Raw genomic sequence first — 17,267 nt, 5'->3', positions numbered from 1 at the left:
CCCGCCATGCGCCTTCCTCACCCACTCCCCTTCGCCCGCCGCGTCGTCGCGCTCGGCGTTGTCACCGCGCTGGCCGCTTGCTCGACGCTGCCGCACTATTCGCCGCCGACCGTCGCGGTACCCACGCACTATGCCGGCACGTCGGCCGCGCAACCGGGCTGGCAAGTCGCGGCGCCGGCCGATGCCGCGTCGCGCGGCGCGTGGTGGACGGTGTTCAACGACGCGGATCTGAACGCGCTCGAAGCGCGCGTCGACGTGTCGAACCAGACCGTCAAGAAAGCCGTTGCCGACCTCGAGCAAGCGCGCGCGACGGTCGACTACCAGCATGCGGGGTTTCTGCCGACAGTCACGGCGGGCGTGGCGCAAAGCCGTTCACGCATATCGCGGAACAAGCTGGGTTCGTCACTCGCCGGCAAGACGACACCCGACCATCAGGTCGGCGTGGCGGCAAGCTGGGAACCCGACGTGTTCGGCCGTGTGCGCGATGCGGTGGCAGGTGCGCAGGCGAACGCGGACGCAAGTGCGGCCGATCTGCAAGCCGTCAAACTGTCGGTCACGGCCGAACTCGCGACCGACTATTTCGCGCTGCGTTCGCTCGACACGCAAAAGCAGCTGCTCGACGACACGGTGCGGGCCTATGCGGATGCGCTGAAGCTGCTGAAACAGCAGCTCGCGGCCGGCGCGATCGATGCGTCCGCCGTCGCACAAGCCGAAACGCAACTCGAAGCGACGCGCACGCAGGATACCGACATCGACGCGTCGCGTGCGCAGCTCCAGCATGCGATCGCAACGCTCGTCGGCGAAAACGCATCGACGTTCGCATTGCCTGCGCGCGTTCAAGCGTTCGACGTGCCTGCCATTCCGGCCGGCGTGCCGTCGCAACTGCTCGAACGACGGCCGGATATCGCGGCTGCCGAGCGCCGCGTCGCGGCCGCGAACGCGCAGATCGGCGAAGCGCGCGCCGCGTTCTTCCCCGACCTCGTGCTGTCGGCGAGCGCGGGGCTCGAAAGCGGGTTCTTCGCGCCGTGGCTGACCGCGCCAAGCCTGTTCTGGTCGCTCGGCCCGCAACTTGTCGGCACGCTGTTCGACGGCGGCCGGCGCAGCGCGACGCTGCGCGGCGCGCACGCGCAGTACGATGGCGAGGTCGCCGACTATCGGCAGACCGTGCTGGGCGCATTCCAGCAGGTGGAGGATCAATTGTCCGCGCTCGATGCGCTCGCGTCCGAGGCCGCCAGTCAGCAGCGCGCGACCGACGCGGCCGACCTGTCGCTGCGGCTGACGACGAATCGCTTCAATGCCGGCGCCGTCAGCTATCTGGACGTGGTGACCGCGCAGACGATCGCGCTGACCAATCGGCGCCAGGCCGACGAGATCGCCGCGCGCCGGATGGAAGCGTCGGTCGGATTGCTGAAGGCGCTGGGCGGCGGTTGGCACGCGGACGCGGATATCGCCGCTTGCGCCGCCGGATCGGGGACGGCGATCAAGACGCAGGGCTCCTGACGAAGTTGAGGATGAACCGCGTGCCCGCCGCGTCGCTTTCGACGCGCGCGGTGCCGCCGTGCAGCTCCATCACCGAGCGCACGATCGCGAGCCCGAGCCCGGCCGTGCCGCCCGGCACGCCGCCGCTGCGCGCGGGGTCGCCGCGCACGAATCGGTCGAAGATGCGCGGCAGCAGCGCGGGATCGATCGGCTCGCCCGGATTCTCGACGACGACGCGTACCGTGTCCGCCGTTTCGTCGACGCTCAGCGCAATGACGCCGCCCGCAGGCGTATAGCGCAGCGCATTCGCGAGCAGGTTGCCGACCGCGCGGCGAAACAGTTCGACATCGGCAATCAGCTGGCCGTGCCCTTCGACGCGCAGCGTGGAACCCGCTTCATCGGCGAGCCCTTCGAAGTATTCGGCGATGCGCGTCAGCTCGTCATGCACGTCAAACGCGCGCTGCCGCGTCACGAAGGTCGGGTGTTCGGCGCGCGCGAGAAACAGCACGTTCTCGATCATGCGTGCGAGACGGTCGTATTCCTCGAGATTCGATTCGAGCAGCGCCTGGTATTCGCCGGGCGAACGCGGCCGCGCAAGCGCTACTTCGGTCGCGCCGCGCATGTTGTTCAGCGGCGTGCGCAGGTCGTGCGCGAGATCGGCGCTGAATTGCGACAAATGTCCGAAAGCTTGCTGCAGGCGGCCGAGCATCGCGTTCTGCGCATCGACGAGCGCACGCAGTTCGCGCGGCGCACGCGCGGCGTCGAGCCGCGCGTCGAGCTTGTCGACGGTGATCCGGCCGGTGTTCGCGACGATCTCGCGCAGCGGTGCGAGCGCCGTGCGGATCAGCCAGTAGCTGAGCAGCATTGCGCACAGCGCGCCCAGCCCGCCGGCGAGCTTCAGCTTGTTGCGATAGCCGTCGAGCAGTTCGGCGCGATCGCTCATGTCGCGCGCGATCGCGATGCGGATCTGCGTACCGTCGCGCAGCATTGCGCCGGCCACGACACCGCGCACCGACGTGCCGTCGTCGGCGCGCCATGTCGCGATCCGGTCGACGGTGATCCGTTCGGCCGCCGGCACCGGCGTCGCGTGGGGCGGAAACAGTTCGGCATCGGGCAACGCAGGCGGCGCGGGCGACGCCGTGCCCGACGCGGCCGAGGGCAGATCCTCGCGCTCGGTCCGCCTGACGTTGTGCCGCGCGAGCACATTGCCCCGATCGTCGACCACGGCCATCGAGAGTGCCGCGTTCCCGAGCACCTGGCTCGTCAGCCGGTCCGCGTGCGCGCGCACGGCGTCGAGCGAATCGAGTTCGCCCGCGAGCCGGCGCGTATGTCGTGCGGCAAGCACGATGTCCAGATCGTCCTGCGTCCTCACTTGCCGGTCGAGGCCGGTATACACGTACGTGCCGACGAGCGCGAAGACCGCGAGCATCGTCGCGCCGAACGAGAGCGCGAGCGTCGCGCCAAGCGATCGACCGAGCGTCATGCACCGTCCTTCGGTTCGAGCACGTAGCCTACGCCGCGCACCGTGTGGATCAGCTTGACCGGAAACGCATCGTCGATCTTCGCGCGCAGTCGCCGAATGGCGACTTCGACGACGTTGGTGTCGCTATCGAAGTTCATGTCCCAGACATACGACGCGATCTGCGTGCGGCTCAGCACTTCGCCTTGCCGACGCGCGAGCAACTGCAGCAGCGAGAACTCGCGCGGCGTCAGGTCGATCCGCACCGTGCCGCGCTTCACACGGCGGCGCACGACGTCGATTTCCAGGTCGCCGACCACGATGCGCTCGGTCTCACGTGGTGGCCCGCGGCGAGCAAGCGTGCGGATGCGCGCGAGCAGTTCGACGAATGCGAACGGCTTCACGAGGTAATCATCGGCGCCCAGTTCGAGACCGTGCACGCGGTCCTGCACATCGTCGCGCGCGGTCAGGAACAGCACCGGCGTGGTATGGGTATCGCGCAGGCGCTTGAGCACGCCCCACCCGTCGAGCACGGGCAGCATCACGTCGAGCACGATCACGTCGTAGTTCTCTTCCTGCGCGAGCATCAGCCCTTCCGCGCCGTCCTTTGCGAGATCGATGCTGAAGCCGGATTCCTCGAGCCCTTTCTTCAAGTACGCGGCCGTCTTCGGTTCGTCTTCGACTATCAGGATGCGCATGCTCGGCTCCATCGCATTCGGTTGGAATATGCGGCGATGTTACCGGTAAATCGGCGGGCGAAAGGCTTCGCCGACCAGCGGGACAGCTCGATTACGAAAATGTAATCCGAGGGTCAGCGCATTGACTGTCGCGGCATTGCGCACGTCATGACGACGCGTCGGCGATTTGCCATGCCGTGGCCTGCGCCGCACGTTCGCTTCCTGCGTAAAGGGCTGCTGGTGGGATGGCGGTCGATGTCGGCGGGTGCGCCTGAGGCGGCGCTACCGTTTCCCGCGGCACGCTGCGGCGACGCAATGAACGACATGTTCCTGCGGCTCGTCGTGCGCGACGCGCCCTATTCGCTCTTGTTCGACTGGACCAGCCGCAGAATCCGGCTGTCATACGGCGACTCCATGACTTCCGCGACGCGGACGTCGGATGCGGCCGGGTGCAGCGGATTCAACAGGAAGTTGTGCGCGTGCGGCACGACGACGCTCGGTACGCGCAGCAGTGCGCTCGGCTGCGTGTGCAGCCACTCGGTGCCGGCGCTGCGGGTCCAGTCGACGTTCTCCCGCCAGTCGGCCGGCGCATCGCCTTCCGCGATCTCGGCAACGTCCACCGATTCGGATACCTCGACGCGCAGCAACTGGTATGCGCTCGGCAATTGCGCAACGGTGGCCATTTCGAAGTGGACGAGCGTCTCGAGCAGCGCGAGCGCCGGATGCTCGGCGAGATAGACGACGGGCTGCCCGGCAAAATGCCAGCGCCCGCCGGCCCGCAAGCCGCCGATGCCTTTCAGATCGGCGTAATTGCTGATCCGCCACAGCGTCGTCAAGCGAAATACCCCTCGTCGATCTGCGTGAGCGCCTCTTCGACGAGTCGGGCGCCGTGCTCGGTGCTCGACATGTCGAGCGACGTGCGGCCGCCGAAGCGCTGGAGCCCGTTGCGCAGCCACGCCATTGCCTTGTCCTGGTCGCCGAACGTGGCCGTCGCCTGCGCGACGATGCGTGCAAGCCGGATCGCCTTGTCGGATTCCTCCGGCGACAGGCGCTCGTGCGCCTGGCGACGATGGCTCAACGTGCGCCGCGGGATGATGAAGGCGAGTTCATCCGACTTCAGGCCGCGCTCCGACAGGCGATCGATTACCGCGACGTCGACGCGCGCACTCGCCAGCTCGGCGAGATCGGCGCCCGAGCGCACGCGAATCGCGAGCAGTTGCTCGAGTATCGTGAATTCGGCCTGGCGCGGGTGCGCGACGCCCGAAGGGTGAAACGCGATCGTGCTCATGATTCTTCTCCGGCAATTTGCCCAATCATTATAGGCGTTTTGCCGAAGGCGGGCGGATTCTTGTCGTCAGGGGTTCACCGGGCGTCGGACCGGGCTTTCGGCACCCGACTCCGGCCCCATTACCCGTCGCCCGGATCGAGCGAATCGACGATTCCCTGCGGAAGCCAAGGCGATGAAATTCAGGATATGAAGGCCTGCATCGACGTCATGTGGTTGTCACGTAACAACTTTTCTAAGGAATAGTGATCGGCAGGCGCGACGTGCGCGGCCCAGGGCGCCCCCCTCCCACGCCCTGCCCGGCGCCGATGCCGATCAGCCGGCCCATGCCGACGATCGGATCACGCTGCAGAAATTTCCTGCATGGAAATGCGGATCCTTGTCGGCCAGCACATCGGCCTTCACGTTGCCGAACGTCGTGTCCGGCTTGTGCCGGATGCCGTCGTAGAACGCCTGGATGATGTCTTCCTTGAAATGCGGCGTGCGCGGATGTGCGCGGACGACGGCATCTCGTTCGACGTCGCTGTACTCCGGATACGCGAGGCCCAGCACGTCCATCTCGACCCCTGCGGTGACGAGCGCGACGACCGGATGCATATGCTTCGGAATACCTGGCGTAGTGTGCAGCGCGATCGCAGTCCACACGACCTCGATGTCCTGCTGCGAAATGCCCTTGCTCTTCAGAAAATCGCGGGCGGCATTGGCGCCGTCCACTTCGAATCGTTCGCACGCGCTGCTGTGCCGATGCGTGAGCCCCATGTCATGAAACATGCAGCCGCAATAGAGCAGTTCGGGATCGTAGCGGAGCCCGCGGTGCTGCCCCGCAAGCGCGGCGAAGTAGTAGACGCGGCTGGAATGGTGAAACAGCAACTCGGACTCGGTATCCCGTACGAGTTCGGTGATCTCGCGAGCGAGTTGGCTATCGGGAACGGTGATGCCGGCGACGTTCACAGTCATGATCGACCTCCATTGAAGACAGCACCCATTCTCCGGAGGCCAGGGTTTGGCATCAATCGGCGTATTACGACGAATTCTGCCATTTCGCGCGATCGACGGCCATCGCGGCCGCAACCCTTGAACCGCGCCCGCGAAGTGCGTCGATGCTCCCTCGTCGCCTCGCGTTGCGCGTCTATACTGCTACGCGTCACGTTTGACACCTTGATACCACACACAACCGAACATGCCGAAGGTCGTGGGAATTTTCGCGGTACCGGGCGTACAACTGCTCGACGTTTCCGCGCCGCTCGACGTATTCGCCCAGGCTAACGCCGAATGCGGCAAGCCGTTCTATACGCTGCGGATCATCGCGAGCGAGTCCGGGCCGATCCGCGCGTCATCGGGCGCGCAATTGCTGGCCGACTGGATCGCTCCCGACATTCCCGATCGCCTCGACACGCTGCTCGTCGCCGGTGCGCCGGGTGCCGCCGCGGTCGCGCTGAGAACCGACGTCCTCGCGTGGCTGCGCTCGGCCGCCGTGCAAAGCAAGCGGTATGGCTCGATCTGCACCGGCGCGTTCATCCTCGCGGCGACCGGCCTGCTGAAAGGACGACGCCTGACGACGCACTGGGCCGCCGCCGACGCGCTCGCCGATGCGTATCCGTCGCTCACGGTCGAAGCGGACGCGCTGTATGTACGCGACGGCAAGCTGCGCACCGGAGCGGGCGTCACGGCCGGGCTCGATCTCGCGCTCGCGCTGGTCGAGGAAGATCTCGGCCGGGAAATCGCACGGCGCGTCGCCGCGCAACTGGTCATGTTCTTCAAGCGCCCGGGCGGACAGCTCCAGTTCAGCCGCAGCGGCGAGGCACGGCCGGCCGGACGCTCCGTGCTGCAGGAAGTCCAGCGCTGGATCGCCAGCCATCCTGAACTCGAACACTCGGTGGCGGCACTCGCGAAGCATGCGGGCATGAGCCCGCGCCACTTCGCGCGGCTCTTTCGCGCGGAGGTCGGCATGACGCCGGCCGCGTGGGTCGAAGCGACCCGCATCTCCGCTGCCAGGCAACTGCTCGAAAACGGACATGACACGCCGAAGCAGGTCGCCGCAAAATGCGGCTTCGCGAATGTCGATACGCTCAGACGGTCGTTCGCGAGGCACGTCGGGATCACGCCCGCCGAATACCGGAAACGACAGTCGATCGTCGAGGAGTGAGTGACGCGGTACGCACGACGATGCGGCCGCTAATACTCACGTCGATGTGCGAGAAGGCGGAGTCGGCCCGGATTGCACAGCGAGGGGCGAACACACTCCCTTGTTCGCGACCAATGCTTCGTTATCCGATTTAATTGATCTTTCCATCGGCCGAAGTCGGCGTGCGGTTGCAATACACCTCTGTCCCGGATCGCGCCAGCTCCTGGTTCGGCGCCCCCAATCACACTCATCGAATGCGTGCCGGCATACCCATACTCATCAGACAAAATCCCGCTTTCCCCGCGAATCGTTTACTCAGTTGCAATAATTATTCGCTGGAACGCCTATTTCCGACCGGTATCGCGATCGCTACGATGCAATCAACCGCTGAACGCAATAAGCGAAGCGCGAAATCTACGAAAACCGGAGGTCACCATGAAGTCGTTCATCTACGCAGTTGCCGCTGCCGCCGCCCTTACCGCATCCGTTGGCGCATTCGCCCAGTCGAACTCGTCGGGCGAGCTGACGCGCGCCCAGGTCCGCGCAGAACTCGTGCAGCTCGAGCAAGCCGGTTACAAGCCGGAAGTGTCCGACGCCCACTATCCGAATGCGCTGCAAACCGCGCAGGCCCGCGTGACGAACAGCGACGCAACGGGTTACGGCGCGCAAGCCGCCGCCGGCGTGCGTGCCGGCCGCGTGATCGCGGTCAAGCAAACCGCTCGAGACTCGGTCTATTTCGGTCAGTAAGACCGACGTACGCAGCGCGTACCTCGATACGCGCGCTGTCGACGCAACACCCCGCTCCCGTTCATCGGGGCGGGGTGTTGCGTTTTCGGTGGCTCCGACTTACGCGCTCCGCGACGCACGATCGATGCGCAGCGTGGATCGGTTGCAGCCCCGAACCGTTCACGCAGACGGCTGGCGTTTGCGCATAGAATGGCCGCGTGGTCGGCGCCGGCCTAAGCGAACGCGAGCGAAGCCTCGAGTCACCCGGGCATACCTCACTCGCTGGCCGACCCGATGCCGCACTCATCGCATTTTTCGAAAAGGAGCGGTTTCATGTCTCAAACATCCGGTTCCATGATCACGTTTCGCCGCCCCGACGGCCAGGAACTGCAGGGCTACCTCGCGACGCCGGAAAAGACCGAAGGCGCACCCGCGGTCGTCGTCATCCAGGAGTGGTGGGGCCTGAACGACCAGATCCGCGGCGTTGCCGATCGCCTCGCGCGCTGCGGCTACTTCGCGCTCGTGCCCGACCTGTATCGCGGCAAGTCGACGGTCGAGGAGGAAGAAGCGCACCACCTGATGACCGGCCTCGATTTCGGCGACGCCGCGTCGCAGGACATTCCCGGCGCAGTGCAATACCTGAAGACGCGCGCGTCGCGCGTGGCGGTCACCGGCTTCTGCATGGGCGGCGCACTCACACTGCTGTCGCTGCAGTTCGCCGATGTCGATGCCGGCGTCACGTGGTACGGCTTCCCTCCGCTTGACTACCTCGATCCGTCGAAGATCAAGGTGCCGCTGATGGGTCACTGGGGTACCCAGGATGCGTTCTTCGCGATCGACCAGGTCGATGCGCTGGAGAAGAAGCTGACCGACGCGAAGGTCGGTATCGAATTCCACCGCTATCTCGCCCATCACGCGTTCGCGAACGAAACGGCCGTCGGCCCCGGCCGCATCGGCGGCACGCAGTTCGATCCGGTGTGGTCGCAGATCGCGTGGGACCGCACGCTGACGTTCTTCGGGCGCACGCTCTGGGGCCAGCAGCAGTAATACCACAGCAGGCACCTGCCGCTGACGGGTAACGATCCTCATGAAGCGAAACGCCACGGACTTGCAGCCGTGGCGTTGTCGTTTTATGGGATGAATTTCTTATGCGACCGTCTCGCGCATCACGGGTTCGACACCGAAGCACGCAAGACGGAATGCGAGTGGCACGGCCGGCTCCGGACTGGGGTTCTCATAAACGCGCGAGTCGATCGACGCATCCAATCGAAGACGTCATGCCGCAGTGCCGTCATCATCAAGTTCGGTATGCAAAAAATATCCCGCACGGCTGGTCGTCGATTCACGGACGACGTTGCAAGTGACGAGTCATGCGACCCGAAACTCGTTGTTCGCCTCCGCTCAGGACTCGCAGGAACCGCGCAGCGCGGCCTCGTCGGCGGCCAGCATTTCGGGCACGCATTCCCGCAGGAAATCGACGAACGTCCGGATCTTCGCGTCGAGGTACTGGCGCGACGCATACAGCGTGTAGACCGTCAGCTTCTGCAGCCGGTACTCGGGCAACACGCGAACCAGCGCGCCGCTCGCCAGGGCGGGCACCGCACTCGACATCGGCAATGAGCCGATCCCGAGGCCGGCGCGCAGCGCGGCGCCGAGCGCGTCGGCGATGTTCACCTGGAAGTCCGGCAGCGGCAGCTCGAATGTCTCGCGACCGTCGGGGCCGTCGAGGTGCCAGCGGTCGCGTGGAAAGATCGGCGTGACGATCTGCAGGCACGAATGCGCTTCGAGATCGCGCACGGTGCGCGGCGTGCCGCGCTCCTTCAGGTACGCGGGCGACGCGCACAGCACGCTGTGAACATCGCCGAGCCGCTGCGACACCAGACCCGAGTCGGGCAGCTCCGTCGCGCTCAGCTGCAGCGACACGTCGTAACCTTCGTCGATGATGTCGGGCACGTGCTGCGACAGCGTAAGTTCGACCGCCACCGACGGATAGCGCTGCCGGTATCGCACGACCGCGGGCACCACGTAGGCCTGGCCGAAACTTGTGGTCGCGTGCACATGCAGGCGCCCCGACGGCTTCGCCTGCGCGTCGGCCGCCTCGGCTTCCGCTTCGTCGATATAGCCGAGGATGCGCTGGCAGCGGTCGAGATAGCGCTGTCCGGCGTCGGTCAATGCGATGCGGCGCGTGCTCCGGTTGAGCAGACGCGTGCGCAGATGCGTTTCGAGTTGCGCGACCGAACGAGAGGCATAGGCGGTGGTGATGTCCAGGCGCTGGGCCGCGCTCGTGAAGCTGCCCTCCTCCGCCACCCGGACGAAAATGCGCATCATCTGTAACGTGTCCATCGACATGTCCCCGGGATTGAAATCGCTTCGCGGCGGCGCCCGCCCCGGCACAGCCCGGTCTGGCGCGAATTGTGCGGAACAGTACCGCAGCGGTGCAGGCGTGTCCAGTTTGCCGTGCGCCGCTCCGGCGGGCCCTCGCTCACGCGACAACCGCTGCCGGCATCGGATCGATGCAGGCCGCACGGCGGCGGCCTGCCGCGCACGCATTGCACGTGCGCGTCGCGCTCAGCCCTGCTCGAAGGGGTTGCTCAGCACGATCGTGTCGTCGCGCTCGGCGCCGGTCGTGATCATCGACACGGGCGCACCCGCGACCGCCTCGACGCGCGCGATGAAATTCTGCGCGGCACGCGGCAACGCAGCACACTCGCGCACGCCCTTCACGGTGCCGTCCCACCCGGCGAACGTTTCGTAGACGGGCGTTGCGCGCGCCTGCGCATCGAGGCTCGCGGGCAGATGGTCGACGCGTGCGCCATCGAGCTCGTAGCCGACGCACAGCTCGATCGACGCGAAGCCGTCGAGTACGTCGAGCTTGGTGAGCGCGAGCGAATCGATACCCGAAATCCGGACGGCCTGCCGCAACTGCGCGGCATCGAGCCATCCGCAGCGGCGCGGCCGGCCGGTGTTGACGCCGAACTCCTGCCCGCGCGCGCGCAGCGATTCGCCGGTGGCGTCGGTCAGTTCGGTGAGGAACGGGCCGCCGCCGACGCGCGTCGCGTACGCCTTGGTTACGCCCAGCACGTGGCCGAGTTTCGACGCGCCGAGCCCTGTGCCGGCCGCCGCGGCCGATGCAACGGTGCCGGACGACGTCACGAACGGATAGGTGCCCCAGTCGATGTCGAGCATCACGGCCTGCGAGCCCTCGAACAAGATGCGTTCGCCGCGGTCGTTCGCGTCGTTGAGGTCGGCCCACACGGGACGCACGAACGGGAGGATCTTCGGCGCGATGTCGACCAGCGTTGCCAGCATCGCGTCGCGCGAGCACGGCTCGAGCCCCAGGCCGCGGAACCATGCATTGTGGTGATCGACCAGCACGTCGAGCTTGTCGGCAAGCCGGCCCGGCTCGGCCAGATCCGCGACCCGCAGCCCGCGGCGCCCAACCTTGTCCTCGTAAGCTGGCCCGATCCCGCGCAGCGTGGTGCCGATGGGTTCGCGACGCAGACGCTCCTGCGCCTGGTCGATCGCACGGTGAATCGGCAGGACCAGCGTGGCGTTCTCCGCGATCGACAGATTGTCCGGCGTCACCGACAGCCCGAGTTGGGCCATCCGCCCGATCTCGTCCAGCAGCGCCTCCGGATCGAGCGCCACGCCGTTGCCGATCACGCCGCGCTTGCCACGCACAATCCCGCTCGGCAGCAGCGCGAGCTTGTAGGTCTTGTTGCCGACGACCAGCGTATGGCCCGCGTTGTGGCCGCCGTTGTAGCGTGCGACGAGATCGGCCTGCGCCGCCAGCCAGTCCACGACGCGCCCCTTGCCTTCGTCGCCCCATTGGGCGCCCACCACCACCACGTTCGGCATGCTCCATACTCCATGTGAGAAATCCAGACATCCGTTTCGGCCGCATCGGCCGTTCGTGTGCCATATTGGCGGACTAGGATCACCCGATCAAACGATTAAATCTGAGCAGTCGTGTGAGTAAATTTCACACGAAACGATGCATGGCCCGACGACTCCCTCCATTGAATTCGCTGCGCGCTTTCGAAGCCGCGGCCCGCCTCGGCAGTTTCACGCTCGCCGCCGACGAGCTGTGCGTGACGCATGGCGCGATCAGCCGGCATGTTCAGCAACTCGAGGCATGGCTTGGCCGACCGCTTTTCGAGCGGCACAACCGGCGCGTCGAACTGACCGACGCCGGTCGCGTATACCTTGCCGAGGTCGGTGCATCGTTCGACAGGATCGCGCTCGCCACCGCGCAGCAATTCGGCCAGGGGCAGCAGCGCGTGCTGCGCGTCAGCGCGCCCGCGACGTTTTCGCTGCGCTGGCTCGTGCCCAAGCTGTCGTCGTTTCAGGTTGCGCATCCGGCCATCGAGGTGCGGCTGTCAACGTCGAACGAGCCGATCGAGAAGTTGCGTGACAAGGTCGACCTGATCGTCCGCGGCGGCCCGCAAGCGATCGACGGATATGTTGCCGAGGAGTTTCTGTCCGAAATCCGGCTGCCCGTATGCGCGCCGAAGCTGCTCGAGGGCCGGCCGTTGCGTACGCCGGCCGATCTCGCCGGCTTCACGCTGCTGCACGCGGCGACGTACCCGGGTATGTGGCCCGAGTGGCTAGCAGCGGCCGGGCACGCGAATCTGGTGCCGCGGCATTCGCTCACGCTCGAGCATTTCTATCTGACGCTGCAAGGCGCGCTCGACGGCCTCGGTGTCGCAATGGGGCCGATTGCGCTCGTCGCGGACGACATCGCCGAAGGCCGGCTGGTGCGGCCGTTCAGCGAACCGGCACTGCCGCCGTGGCGCTATTTCACTTACGTGGCGACTGCGCGCGCGGAAGACGAAGCCGTGCGGGCCTTCAAGGACTGGTTAAAAGCGACTGGGAGCGCGACGGCGGAAGCGCGGCGCTGACCAAGTCGATATGTCGGCGACCAGTCGTTGCGCCACGCGCACCGTCTCAATTGGTGCGGGTTTCGTGTGCCTTTGTGCGGAGCCGTATTGCTCGTGCATGATCGCTTTTCGTCTCGTGATTCATCCAGCGGTCAGTTGTGTTCCGTAGGATTCCTCTGAAACTGAACAAGCAGAATGGCGCGTGTCGTTCACGGAGAGCAGGAAGATTCGACGCATCGAGATGGCATTCATCCCACCAAAAAAACAAAGGATGTCGAATCAATTGATGCGGATGTCGCACCTGCACGATGACCGGTCGCGCATCGCGTTTCAGCGCAGAAACGACAAACCCCGGTTCGCACCGGGGTTTGTCTCGTGGGGGGAACGCTTATTGGCTTGCGCCAGCGGCTTCGCCCGCCTTCTTCTCAGCGTTCTGCAGATTCTGCGGATAGTTCGGATCGTTGGCCGCCGGCTTGTAACCAGCGTCTTCGAGTTTCTTCAGCTCGGCATTGTTCTTCGCGCGCGCTGCCTTGTGTTCGGCTTTGCGTTTTGCCCGAGCTGCCTTGCGTGCTTCACGCTTCGCGGCTTTCGCATCCGATGCGGCGGATGCGGCCGGTGCGCTGGCGTCGGTCTGCGCGAACACCGGAGCGGCCGAGCCGAAGAGGAACGCTGCTGCTGTAGCAGCCAGCGTCAGTTTTTTGATCTGGATTCGCATCGCTGAACTCTCTTTTCTGATTGGTCACGGAGTGAAAGCACATCGAGATACCGCCCCTGCCCCTGGTCGGTCTTCATGTCGCGGTCAGGGCCTTTGCATCATAACCGCGTTGCAAAAAATGTGGCGCCATCATGCGTGCATTCTTGGGGATACACGTATGGGAGACGTCGTATCGGCACGTATCCCGCGCCCGCCCGATCCGCGTTTTGCAGGGGCCACGACGACGCATCGCGCTCGGGAATCACTCAGCATGCACGACCGCGGCAACCGCGTGGCGAAGCGGATCGTTCCACCGATACGGTGCAGATTGCCGATGAGGATGAGATCGATTTCGGTGATGCATGCACTCGCACGACGCCGACTGTTTCACCTGTGGAATCTGCTGCTCGTGCAATGCGATCGTCGCCCCATGAGCGGGATAGACGACGAAATCGCGAACCTGTGCGCCATGTTGTGACTCGCTCCCGCGCGAACGACGGTTCCTCCCATAAACGACCACGATTCATTCTGCACCGAGCCTGTCGCATTCCCCCGCATGTCGCACGCATGGCTACCTGTTCGATTCTATTCGTCGCCAGATGTGGGAGATGACGTTTGCAGGTAGAGGCGACCTTCGCCGCGCAAGGTGAACTCTTCGATCGGCATTCGTTCACGATTGCGCACGAGCATCACGCGAGCGGTCGCCTGTGCGAATGCGTGGCGCTTGGCATCGTACCGACGTCACGAAGCGTCTCGAGCTTGTGCGGCAAGGACGGCGACACGTCCAGCGCGTGGCGCATTCATCACAGCTTTTCCATTGTGCGGCCGCATCTGGTGCGGAGGCGTCGCGCGCACGGTTTGTTAATCCGACGGACACCTTGTAGGTGAGCTTTTACAGGACGGGGCAACTTCCAGCGGTGAGAATTTTCGGGAGTCGAGTGCGGATCCGATGAGGATGAGCCATGTTGATGACGCCAGCCTCACGTTCGAGGCAGTTGCCAGGATCGTCGTGATCAAGCGGCCGCGGTCAGCGTCTCGATCGGCACAGCGATGCGATTCTGGTCGCGTCGATCGGAACGCTGTACCAAATCCGATACTGACCAAAAGGTAGAAAACCGCGATGAAGAATGAGCGGGTCGAGAGCCAGCCAATTTCGTCTGTGCACGCGCCATCGACTGGAAAGTGACAGGCAGATCAACACGTGACAGCCGAAGACTTTTCCGCGGAAGCCCCGGCGCTGACGCAAAAAAAACGGCCTGAGAATGAATTCCGGCGATTTTTCACCGCCGTGACGGAAACTCGCGGTGCTTCTGTGTCGAGCGGGGCTGCCGTCGTCTGCGGGTAATCCCTGACGGAAAACGGACCGCTGCCTGCATTTTTCAATCCCATAGGTGGGAACCTATGTCCCGAAAACACCAATTCCCTCCCATAAGTTTCTACGTTTGAGCATTTGTTAGTAGGTACTCACCTTCATTGGAAGCCTTGTCAGGCCTGGAACGCTTGCAAAATGAGGCAGATATCGAGGGATCCACAGGCCTTGCGTCAGGATTGCTGTGCTTGTCGAGCCTCACTGGTTCGCTTGGGTAGCGGTTTATGGGGGTTGTTTTTCTGCACAGGCGCACGTGTGTTTACATCTTTGATAAACAACGTTTACATCTTTAACTACTTTTAGACGGCTCACAGCCTTGTCTGGTAAGGGTTTGACAGGGGTTCGGTACCCATTTATGGGGGCACAGGCGGAAGAATATGGGGTTTCAGGTCTGTGGATTTGGGGAATCGGGTACCGCGCTGTGGGAAATGGGGGTTGTGGATATGGGGCACGCGTAGCCAGCTATGGGAATCGGGCCCAAAAACGCCTCAGGTAGCCCTCTATGGGGGAATCTATAGGTACCCGTTTATGGTGCCCTCTTGCTTATTCGTCTACGGTGCCGGGCACAGCATTTCATATTGGGTTGCCGGTTATGGGATGGATTCCAGGTAGCCGTTTATGGGTGGTGGCGCGGACAGAATGATCTCATTCTGCTTGTTCCTGAGGAACTGGGGTCCCATAAACAGGATCAGGCCTGCGGATAGGTCACCATCTGTGGGGAAATCTTAAGGTAGTCATTTATGGGAGGTATTTCCGCCTGCCTGCCACAGATGAAGATAAAACGCCAAGCTGGCGGATCTTGATAGGTACCTATCCATGGGACGTGCTAAAGGTAGCGTTTTATGGGAGATCGCAGACCGTGTTGCAGGGCACCACGAATCGGGTCCGCACATCCAGTTCCACCGGATTATTTCCCATGAATGGGTACCTTCAGTAGGGCAAGTCCCGTGCCGGATTCTGGCGACAGCCAACACAGGTAGCAGGTTTTGGGAGCTGTTTTTGGTGGAAAGGTATATGGATATGGGGTTTCGCACAAATCGTGAAAATGGAATTTTTCATTTTGAGACAATGCTTTATCGACGATAGTAAAAGTGATACTGGAGATGAAGGCGTTGCTCGATGGCTCGAAAAGGTATAAAGTCCGCCATCAACACGGTCACCTTCTCCGGACATCACGATGCCGCGCAAGCCCGCAATCAAAGGCTCCGACAAGCAGGTTTCGCTATTTCAGACGCCCGAGCCACCCGATCTGCTGCGCAAGGCGGTCCAGGCAATTCATATCGCTCCGAAGTCCGGAAAGATCGGTCTGCAGCAGCGCAAGATGTTCAGCTCGCTGATCAAGAACGCCCTTCGTCAGGAAGCGTTCGAGCCCGGCCGGACGAGCTTTTCGATCTCGATCGCCGCGCTGTCGCACGAGAGCGGGTTGAACAGCAACAACACGAAGTATGTGAAGGACACGGTCAACTCGCTGATCAGTACCGTCGTCAACTGGGACTACCTTGCCGCCGACCGCTCGACGGTGTGGAAGGCGTCAGGCCTGCTCGCCGGCGCCGAGCTCGAGCAATCGGTGCTGAAGTACAGCTTCTCCGACCAGATTCGCAGCGAGCTGCTCAATCCGGAAATCTACGCGCTCATCGATATGCGGATCGCGCGCGAGTTTCGGCGCTCGCACTCGCTTGCCCTTTGGGAAAACACGGTGCGCTACGAGGGGATCGGCATCACGGCAAAAATTCCACTGCCGAAATTCCGTGATCTCATTCTCGGTCAGGACAAGGCGTCGCAGTCTTATAAGGAGTACAAGCTCTTCAAGAGCAAGGTCCTGGTGCCGTGCATTCAGGAGGTGAACGAAGTTTCCGACCACACGCTCGAGCTGATCGAACACAAGTCAGGTCGCAGCGTGGAGGCCGTCCAGTTCAAGGTGACGCGCAAGCAGAGCGCGGATACGGTCGAGGAAGGCGACGTCAAGAACGAAGCACTCGTCGACGAGGTCGCCAAGTTCGGCATCCCGCGTTCGGAAGCGCGTCGGTTGATTACGCAGTACGGTGTGCAGCGCATCAAGGCGGCGATCGCCTATACGCTCAATCGGACTACGAAAAAGAATGCAGCGCCGGTCGACAACGTGGCCGCGTATTTCCGCAAGGCGCTGACGCACGGCTATACGCTGGCCGACGGACAGGGGACCGAGACGGCCGCGCCGGCAAAGGAATCCGGGCAGAGCAAGCAGGAACAGATTCGCGACAAGTACCTGGCCGCGAAGGTCGACGAAGCCGGCGCGTATTTCCGCGAGTTGGAGATCGACGACCAGACCAAGCTGATCGAGCGCTACAACGAAACGGTGGCTGGGTCGAAGGATCTCACGCTGTCGCCGAAGAAGAAGGCGAGCAAGCTGGCGCAAACCAGCTTCTTCCGGTGGCTGGCGCTCGACACCTGGGGCGAACCCACCTCAGACGATTTGCTGGAATTCCTGCTGAAAAGCAGCCTCGCGACCAACTGATCAAGGCCTCGCAGCCTGGCATGCACCGTGCACCGGACTTCATCCGACGCGCGGTGCCATGCAGGTGCGAGGCCTTTGC

Annotated in this window: 14 protein-coding genes; 6 read left to right on the top strand and 8 right to left on the bottom strand. The window is 63.8% G+C overall.

Annotated features, from left to right (window positions below; all coding sequences use genetic code 11):
* Nucleotides 1-6: 6 nt before the first annotated feature.
* The gene (locus DIE08_RS25850; protein ID WP_124904305.1) at nucleotides 7-1,500 is read left to right on the top strand and encodes an efflux transporter outer membrane subunit; all 1,494 of its coding nucleotides are present in this window, start codon (nucleotides 7-9) and stop codon (nucleotides 1,498-1,500) included.
* On the opposite strand, the gene DIE08_RS25845 is transcribed toward DIE08_RS25850, so the two are convergent.
* From DIE08_RS25845 to DIE08_RS25825, 5 genes are all read right to left on the bottom strand, one after another.
* Nucleotides 1,481-2,962 carry a heavy metal sensor histidine kinase gene (locus DIE08_RS25845; protein WP_124904303.1) on the bottom strand — a complete coding sequence of 494 codons (1,482 nt, stop codon included), beginning with the start codon at nucleotides 2,960-2,962 and terminating at the stop codon, nucleotides 1,481-1,483. The genes DIE08_RS25850 and DIE08_RS25845 overlap by 20 nt on opposite strands.
* Entirely contained in the window at nucleotides 2,959-3,636 is a 678-nt protein-coding gene (locus DIE08_RS25840) for a heavy metal response regulator transcription factor (protein WP_006759651.1), read from the bottom strand. The genes DIE08_RS25845 and DIE08_RS25840 overlap by 4 nt, the downstream gene beginning before the upstream one ends.
* A gap of 335 nt (nucleotides 3,637-3,971) precedes the next feature.
* A complete protein-coding gene (locus DIE08_RS25835; protein ID WP_124904301.1) occupies nucleotides 3,972-4,451 on the bottom strand; it encodes an RES family NAD+ phosphorylase in 480 nt (159 codons plus the stop codon).
* A complete protein-coding gene (locus DIE08_RS25830; RefSeq protein ID WP_006753033.1) occupies nucleotides 4,448-4,903 on the bottom strand; it encodes an antitoxin Xre/MbcA/ParS toxin-binding domain-containing protein in 456 nt (151 codons plus the stop codon). The genes DIE08_RS25835 and DIE08_RS25830 overlap by 4 nt, the downstream gene beginning before the upstream one ends.
* A 312-nt stretch (nucleotides 4,904-5,215) precedes the next feature.
* A complete protein-coding gene (locus DIE08_RS25825; protein WP_059600803.1) occupies nucleotides 5,216-5,857 on the bottom strand; it encodes an HD domain-containing protein in 642 nt (213 codons plus the stop codon).
* A gap of 223 nt (nucleotides 5,858-6,080) precedes the next feature.
* On the opposite strand from DIE08_RS25825, the gene DIE08_RS25820 reads away from it, so the two are divergent.
* The 3 genes from DIE08_RS25820 to DIE08_RS25810 all read left to right on the top strand — a co-directional run bounded on the left by DIE08_RS25820 (nucleotide 6,081) and on the right by DIE08_RS25810 (nucleotide 8,798).
* On the top strand, nucleotides 6,081-7,046 hold the full coding sequence (locus tag DIE08_RS25820; RefSeq protein WP_124904299.1) for a GlxA family transcriptional regulator: 966 nt from the start codon (nucleotides 6,081-6,083) through the stop codon (nucleotides 7,044-7,046).
* Nucleotides 7,047-7,460: 414 nt separating this feature from the next.
* Nucleotides 7,461-7,772 carry a DUF4148 domain-containing protein gene (locus tag DIE08_RS25815; protein WP_059682326.1) on the top strand — a complete coding sequence of 104 codons (312 nt, stop codon included), beginning with the start codon at nucleotides 7,461-7,463 and terminating at the stop codon, nucleotides 7,770-7,772.
* A gap of 312 nt (nucleotides 7,773-8,084) precedes the next feature.
* Complete coding sequence (locus DIE08_RS25810) at nucleotides 8,085-8,798, top strand: dienelactone hydrolase family protein (protein ID WP_124629259.1); 714 nt, start codon at nucleotides 8,085-8,087, stop codon at nucleotides 8,796-8,798.
* Between the two features lie 354 nt (nucleotides 8,799-9,152).
* On the opposite strand, the gene DIE08_RS25805 is transcribed toward DIE08_RS25810, so the two are convergent.
* Nucleotides 9,153-10,094 (bottom strand): LysR family transcriptional regulator, encoded by a 942-nt coding sequence (locus DIE08_RS25805; RefSeq protein ID WP_124629261.1) that lies wholly within the window; start codon nucleotides 10,092-10,094, stop codon nucleotides 9,153-9,155.
* 225 nt (nucleotides 10,095-10,319) lie between these two features.
* Entirely contained in the window at nucleotides 10,320-11,609 is a 1,290-nt protein-coding gene (locus tag DIE08_RS25800; protein ID WP_124904297.1) for an adenylosuccinate synthase, read from the bottom strand.
* 140 nt (nucleotides 11,610-11,749) lie between these two features.
* Between DIE08_RS25800 and gcvA the strand changes: the two genes are divergently transcribed.
* Complete coding sequence (gcvA, locus tag DIE08_RS25795) at nucleotides 11,750-12,652, top strand: transcriptional regulator GcvA (protein ID WP_124904295.1); 903 nt, start codon at nucleotides 11,750-11,752, stop codon at nucleotides 12,650-12,652.
* 367 nt (nucleotides 12,653-13,019) lie between these two features.
* Here the strand turns inward: gcvA and DIE08_RS25790 are convergent, their stop codons facing one another.
* Nucleotides 13,020-13,346: a hypothetical protein gene (locus DIE08_RS25790; RefSeq protein WP_044848822.1), complete on the bottom strand. Its 327-nt coding sequence runs from the start codon at nucleotides 13,344-13,346 to the stop codon at nucleotides 13,020-13,022.
* Between the two features lie 2,525 nt (nucleotides 13,347-15,871).
* Between DIE08_RS25790 and DIE08_RS25785 the strand changes: the two genes are divergently transcribed.
* The gene (locus tag DIE08_RS25785; RefSeq protein WP_059682318.1) at nucleotides 15,872-17,188 is read left to right on the top strand and encodes a replication initiation protein; all 1,317 of its coding nucleotides are present in this window, start codon (nucleotides 15,872-15,874) and stop codon (nucleotides 17,186-17,188) included.
* Nucleotides 17,189-17,267 lie beyond the last annotated feature (79 nt).

The sequence above is a fragment of the Burkholderia sp. Bp9004 genome (assembly GCF_003858025.1).
GTDB classification, from domain to species: Bacteria; Pseudomonadota; Gammaproteobacteria; order Burkholderiales; family Burkholderiaceae; genus Burkholderia; species Burkholderia diffusa.
The sequence above is the reverse complement of the archived record's forward strand: the minus strand, read 5'-3'. Positions and strand labels throughout refer to the sequence as shown.

Bases quoted from the DNA above. Each gene is read 5' to 3' on its own strand.
- DIE08_RS25815 (WP_059682326.1), top strand. From the start codon at position 7,461: ATGAAGTCGTTCATCTACGCAGTTGCCGCTGCCGCCGCCCTTACCGCA.
- DIE08_RS25790 (WP_044848822.1), bottom strand. From the start codon at position 13,346: ATGCGAATCCAGATCAAAAAACTGACGCTGGCTGCTACAGCAGCAGCG.
- DIE08_RS25830 (WP_006753033.1), bottom strand. From the start codon at position 4,903: ATGAGCACGATCGCGTTTCACCCTTCGGGCGTCGCGCACCCGCGCCAG.
- DIE08_RS25810 (WP_124629259.1), top strand. From the start codon at position 8,085: ATGTCTCAAACATCCGGTTCCATGATCACGTTTCGCCGCCCCGACGGC.
- DIE08_RS25805 (WP_124629261.1), bottom strand. From the start codon at position 10,094: ATGGACACGTTACAGATGATGCGCATTTTCGTCCGGGTGGCGGAGGAG.
- DIE08_RS25785 (WP_059682318.1), top strand. From the start codon at position 15,872: ATGCCGCGCAAGCCCGCAATCAAAGGCTCCGACAAGCAGGTTTCGCTA.
- DIE08_RS25820 (WP_124904299.1), top strand. From the start codon at position 6,081: ATGCCGAAGGTCGTGGGAATTTTCGCGGTACCGGGCGTACAACTGCTC.
- gcvA (WP_124904295.1), top strand. From the start codon at position 11,750: ATGGCCCGACGACTCCCTCCATTGAATTCGCTGCGCGCTTTCGAAGCC.
- DIE08_RS25825 (WP_059600803.1), bottom strand. From the start codon at position 5,857: ATGACTGTGAACGTCGCCGGCATCACCGTTCCCGATAGCCAACTCGCT.
- DIE08_RS25800 (WP_124904297.1), bottom strand. From the start codon at position 11,609: ATGCCGAACGTGGTGGTGGTGGGCGCCCAATGGGGCGACGAAGGCAAG.
- DIE08_RS25840 (WP_006759651.1), bottom strand. From the start codon at position 3,636: ATGCGCATCCTGATAGTCGAAGACGAACCGAAGACGGCCGCGTACTTG.
- DIE08_RS25850 (WP_124904305.1), top strand. From the start codon at position 7: ATGCGCCTTCCTCACCCACTCCCCTTCGCCCGCCGCGTCGTCGCGCTC.
- DIE08_RS25845 (WP_124904303.1), bottom strand. From the start codon at position 2,962: ATGACGCTCGGTCGATCGCTTGGCGCGACGCTCGCGCTCTCGTTCGGC.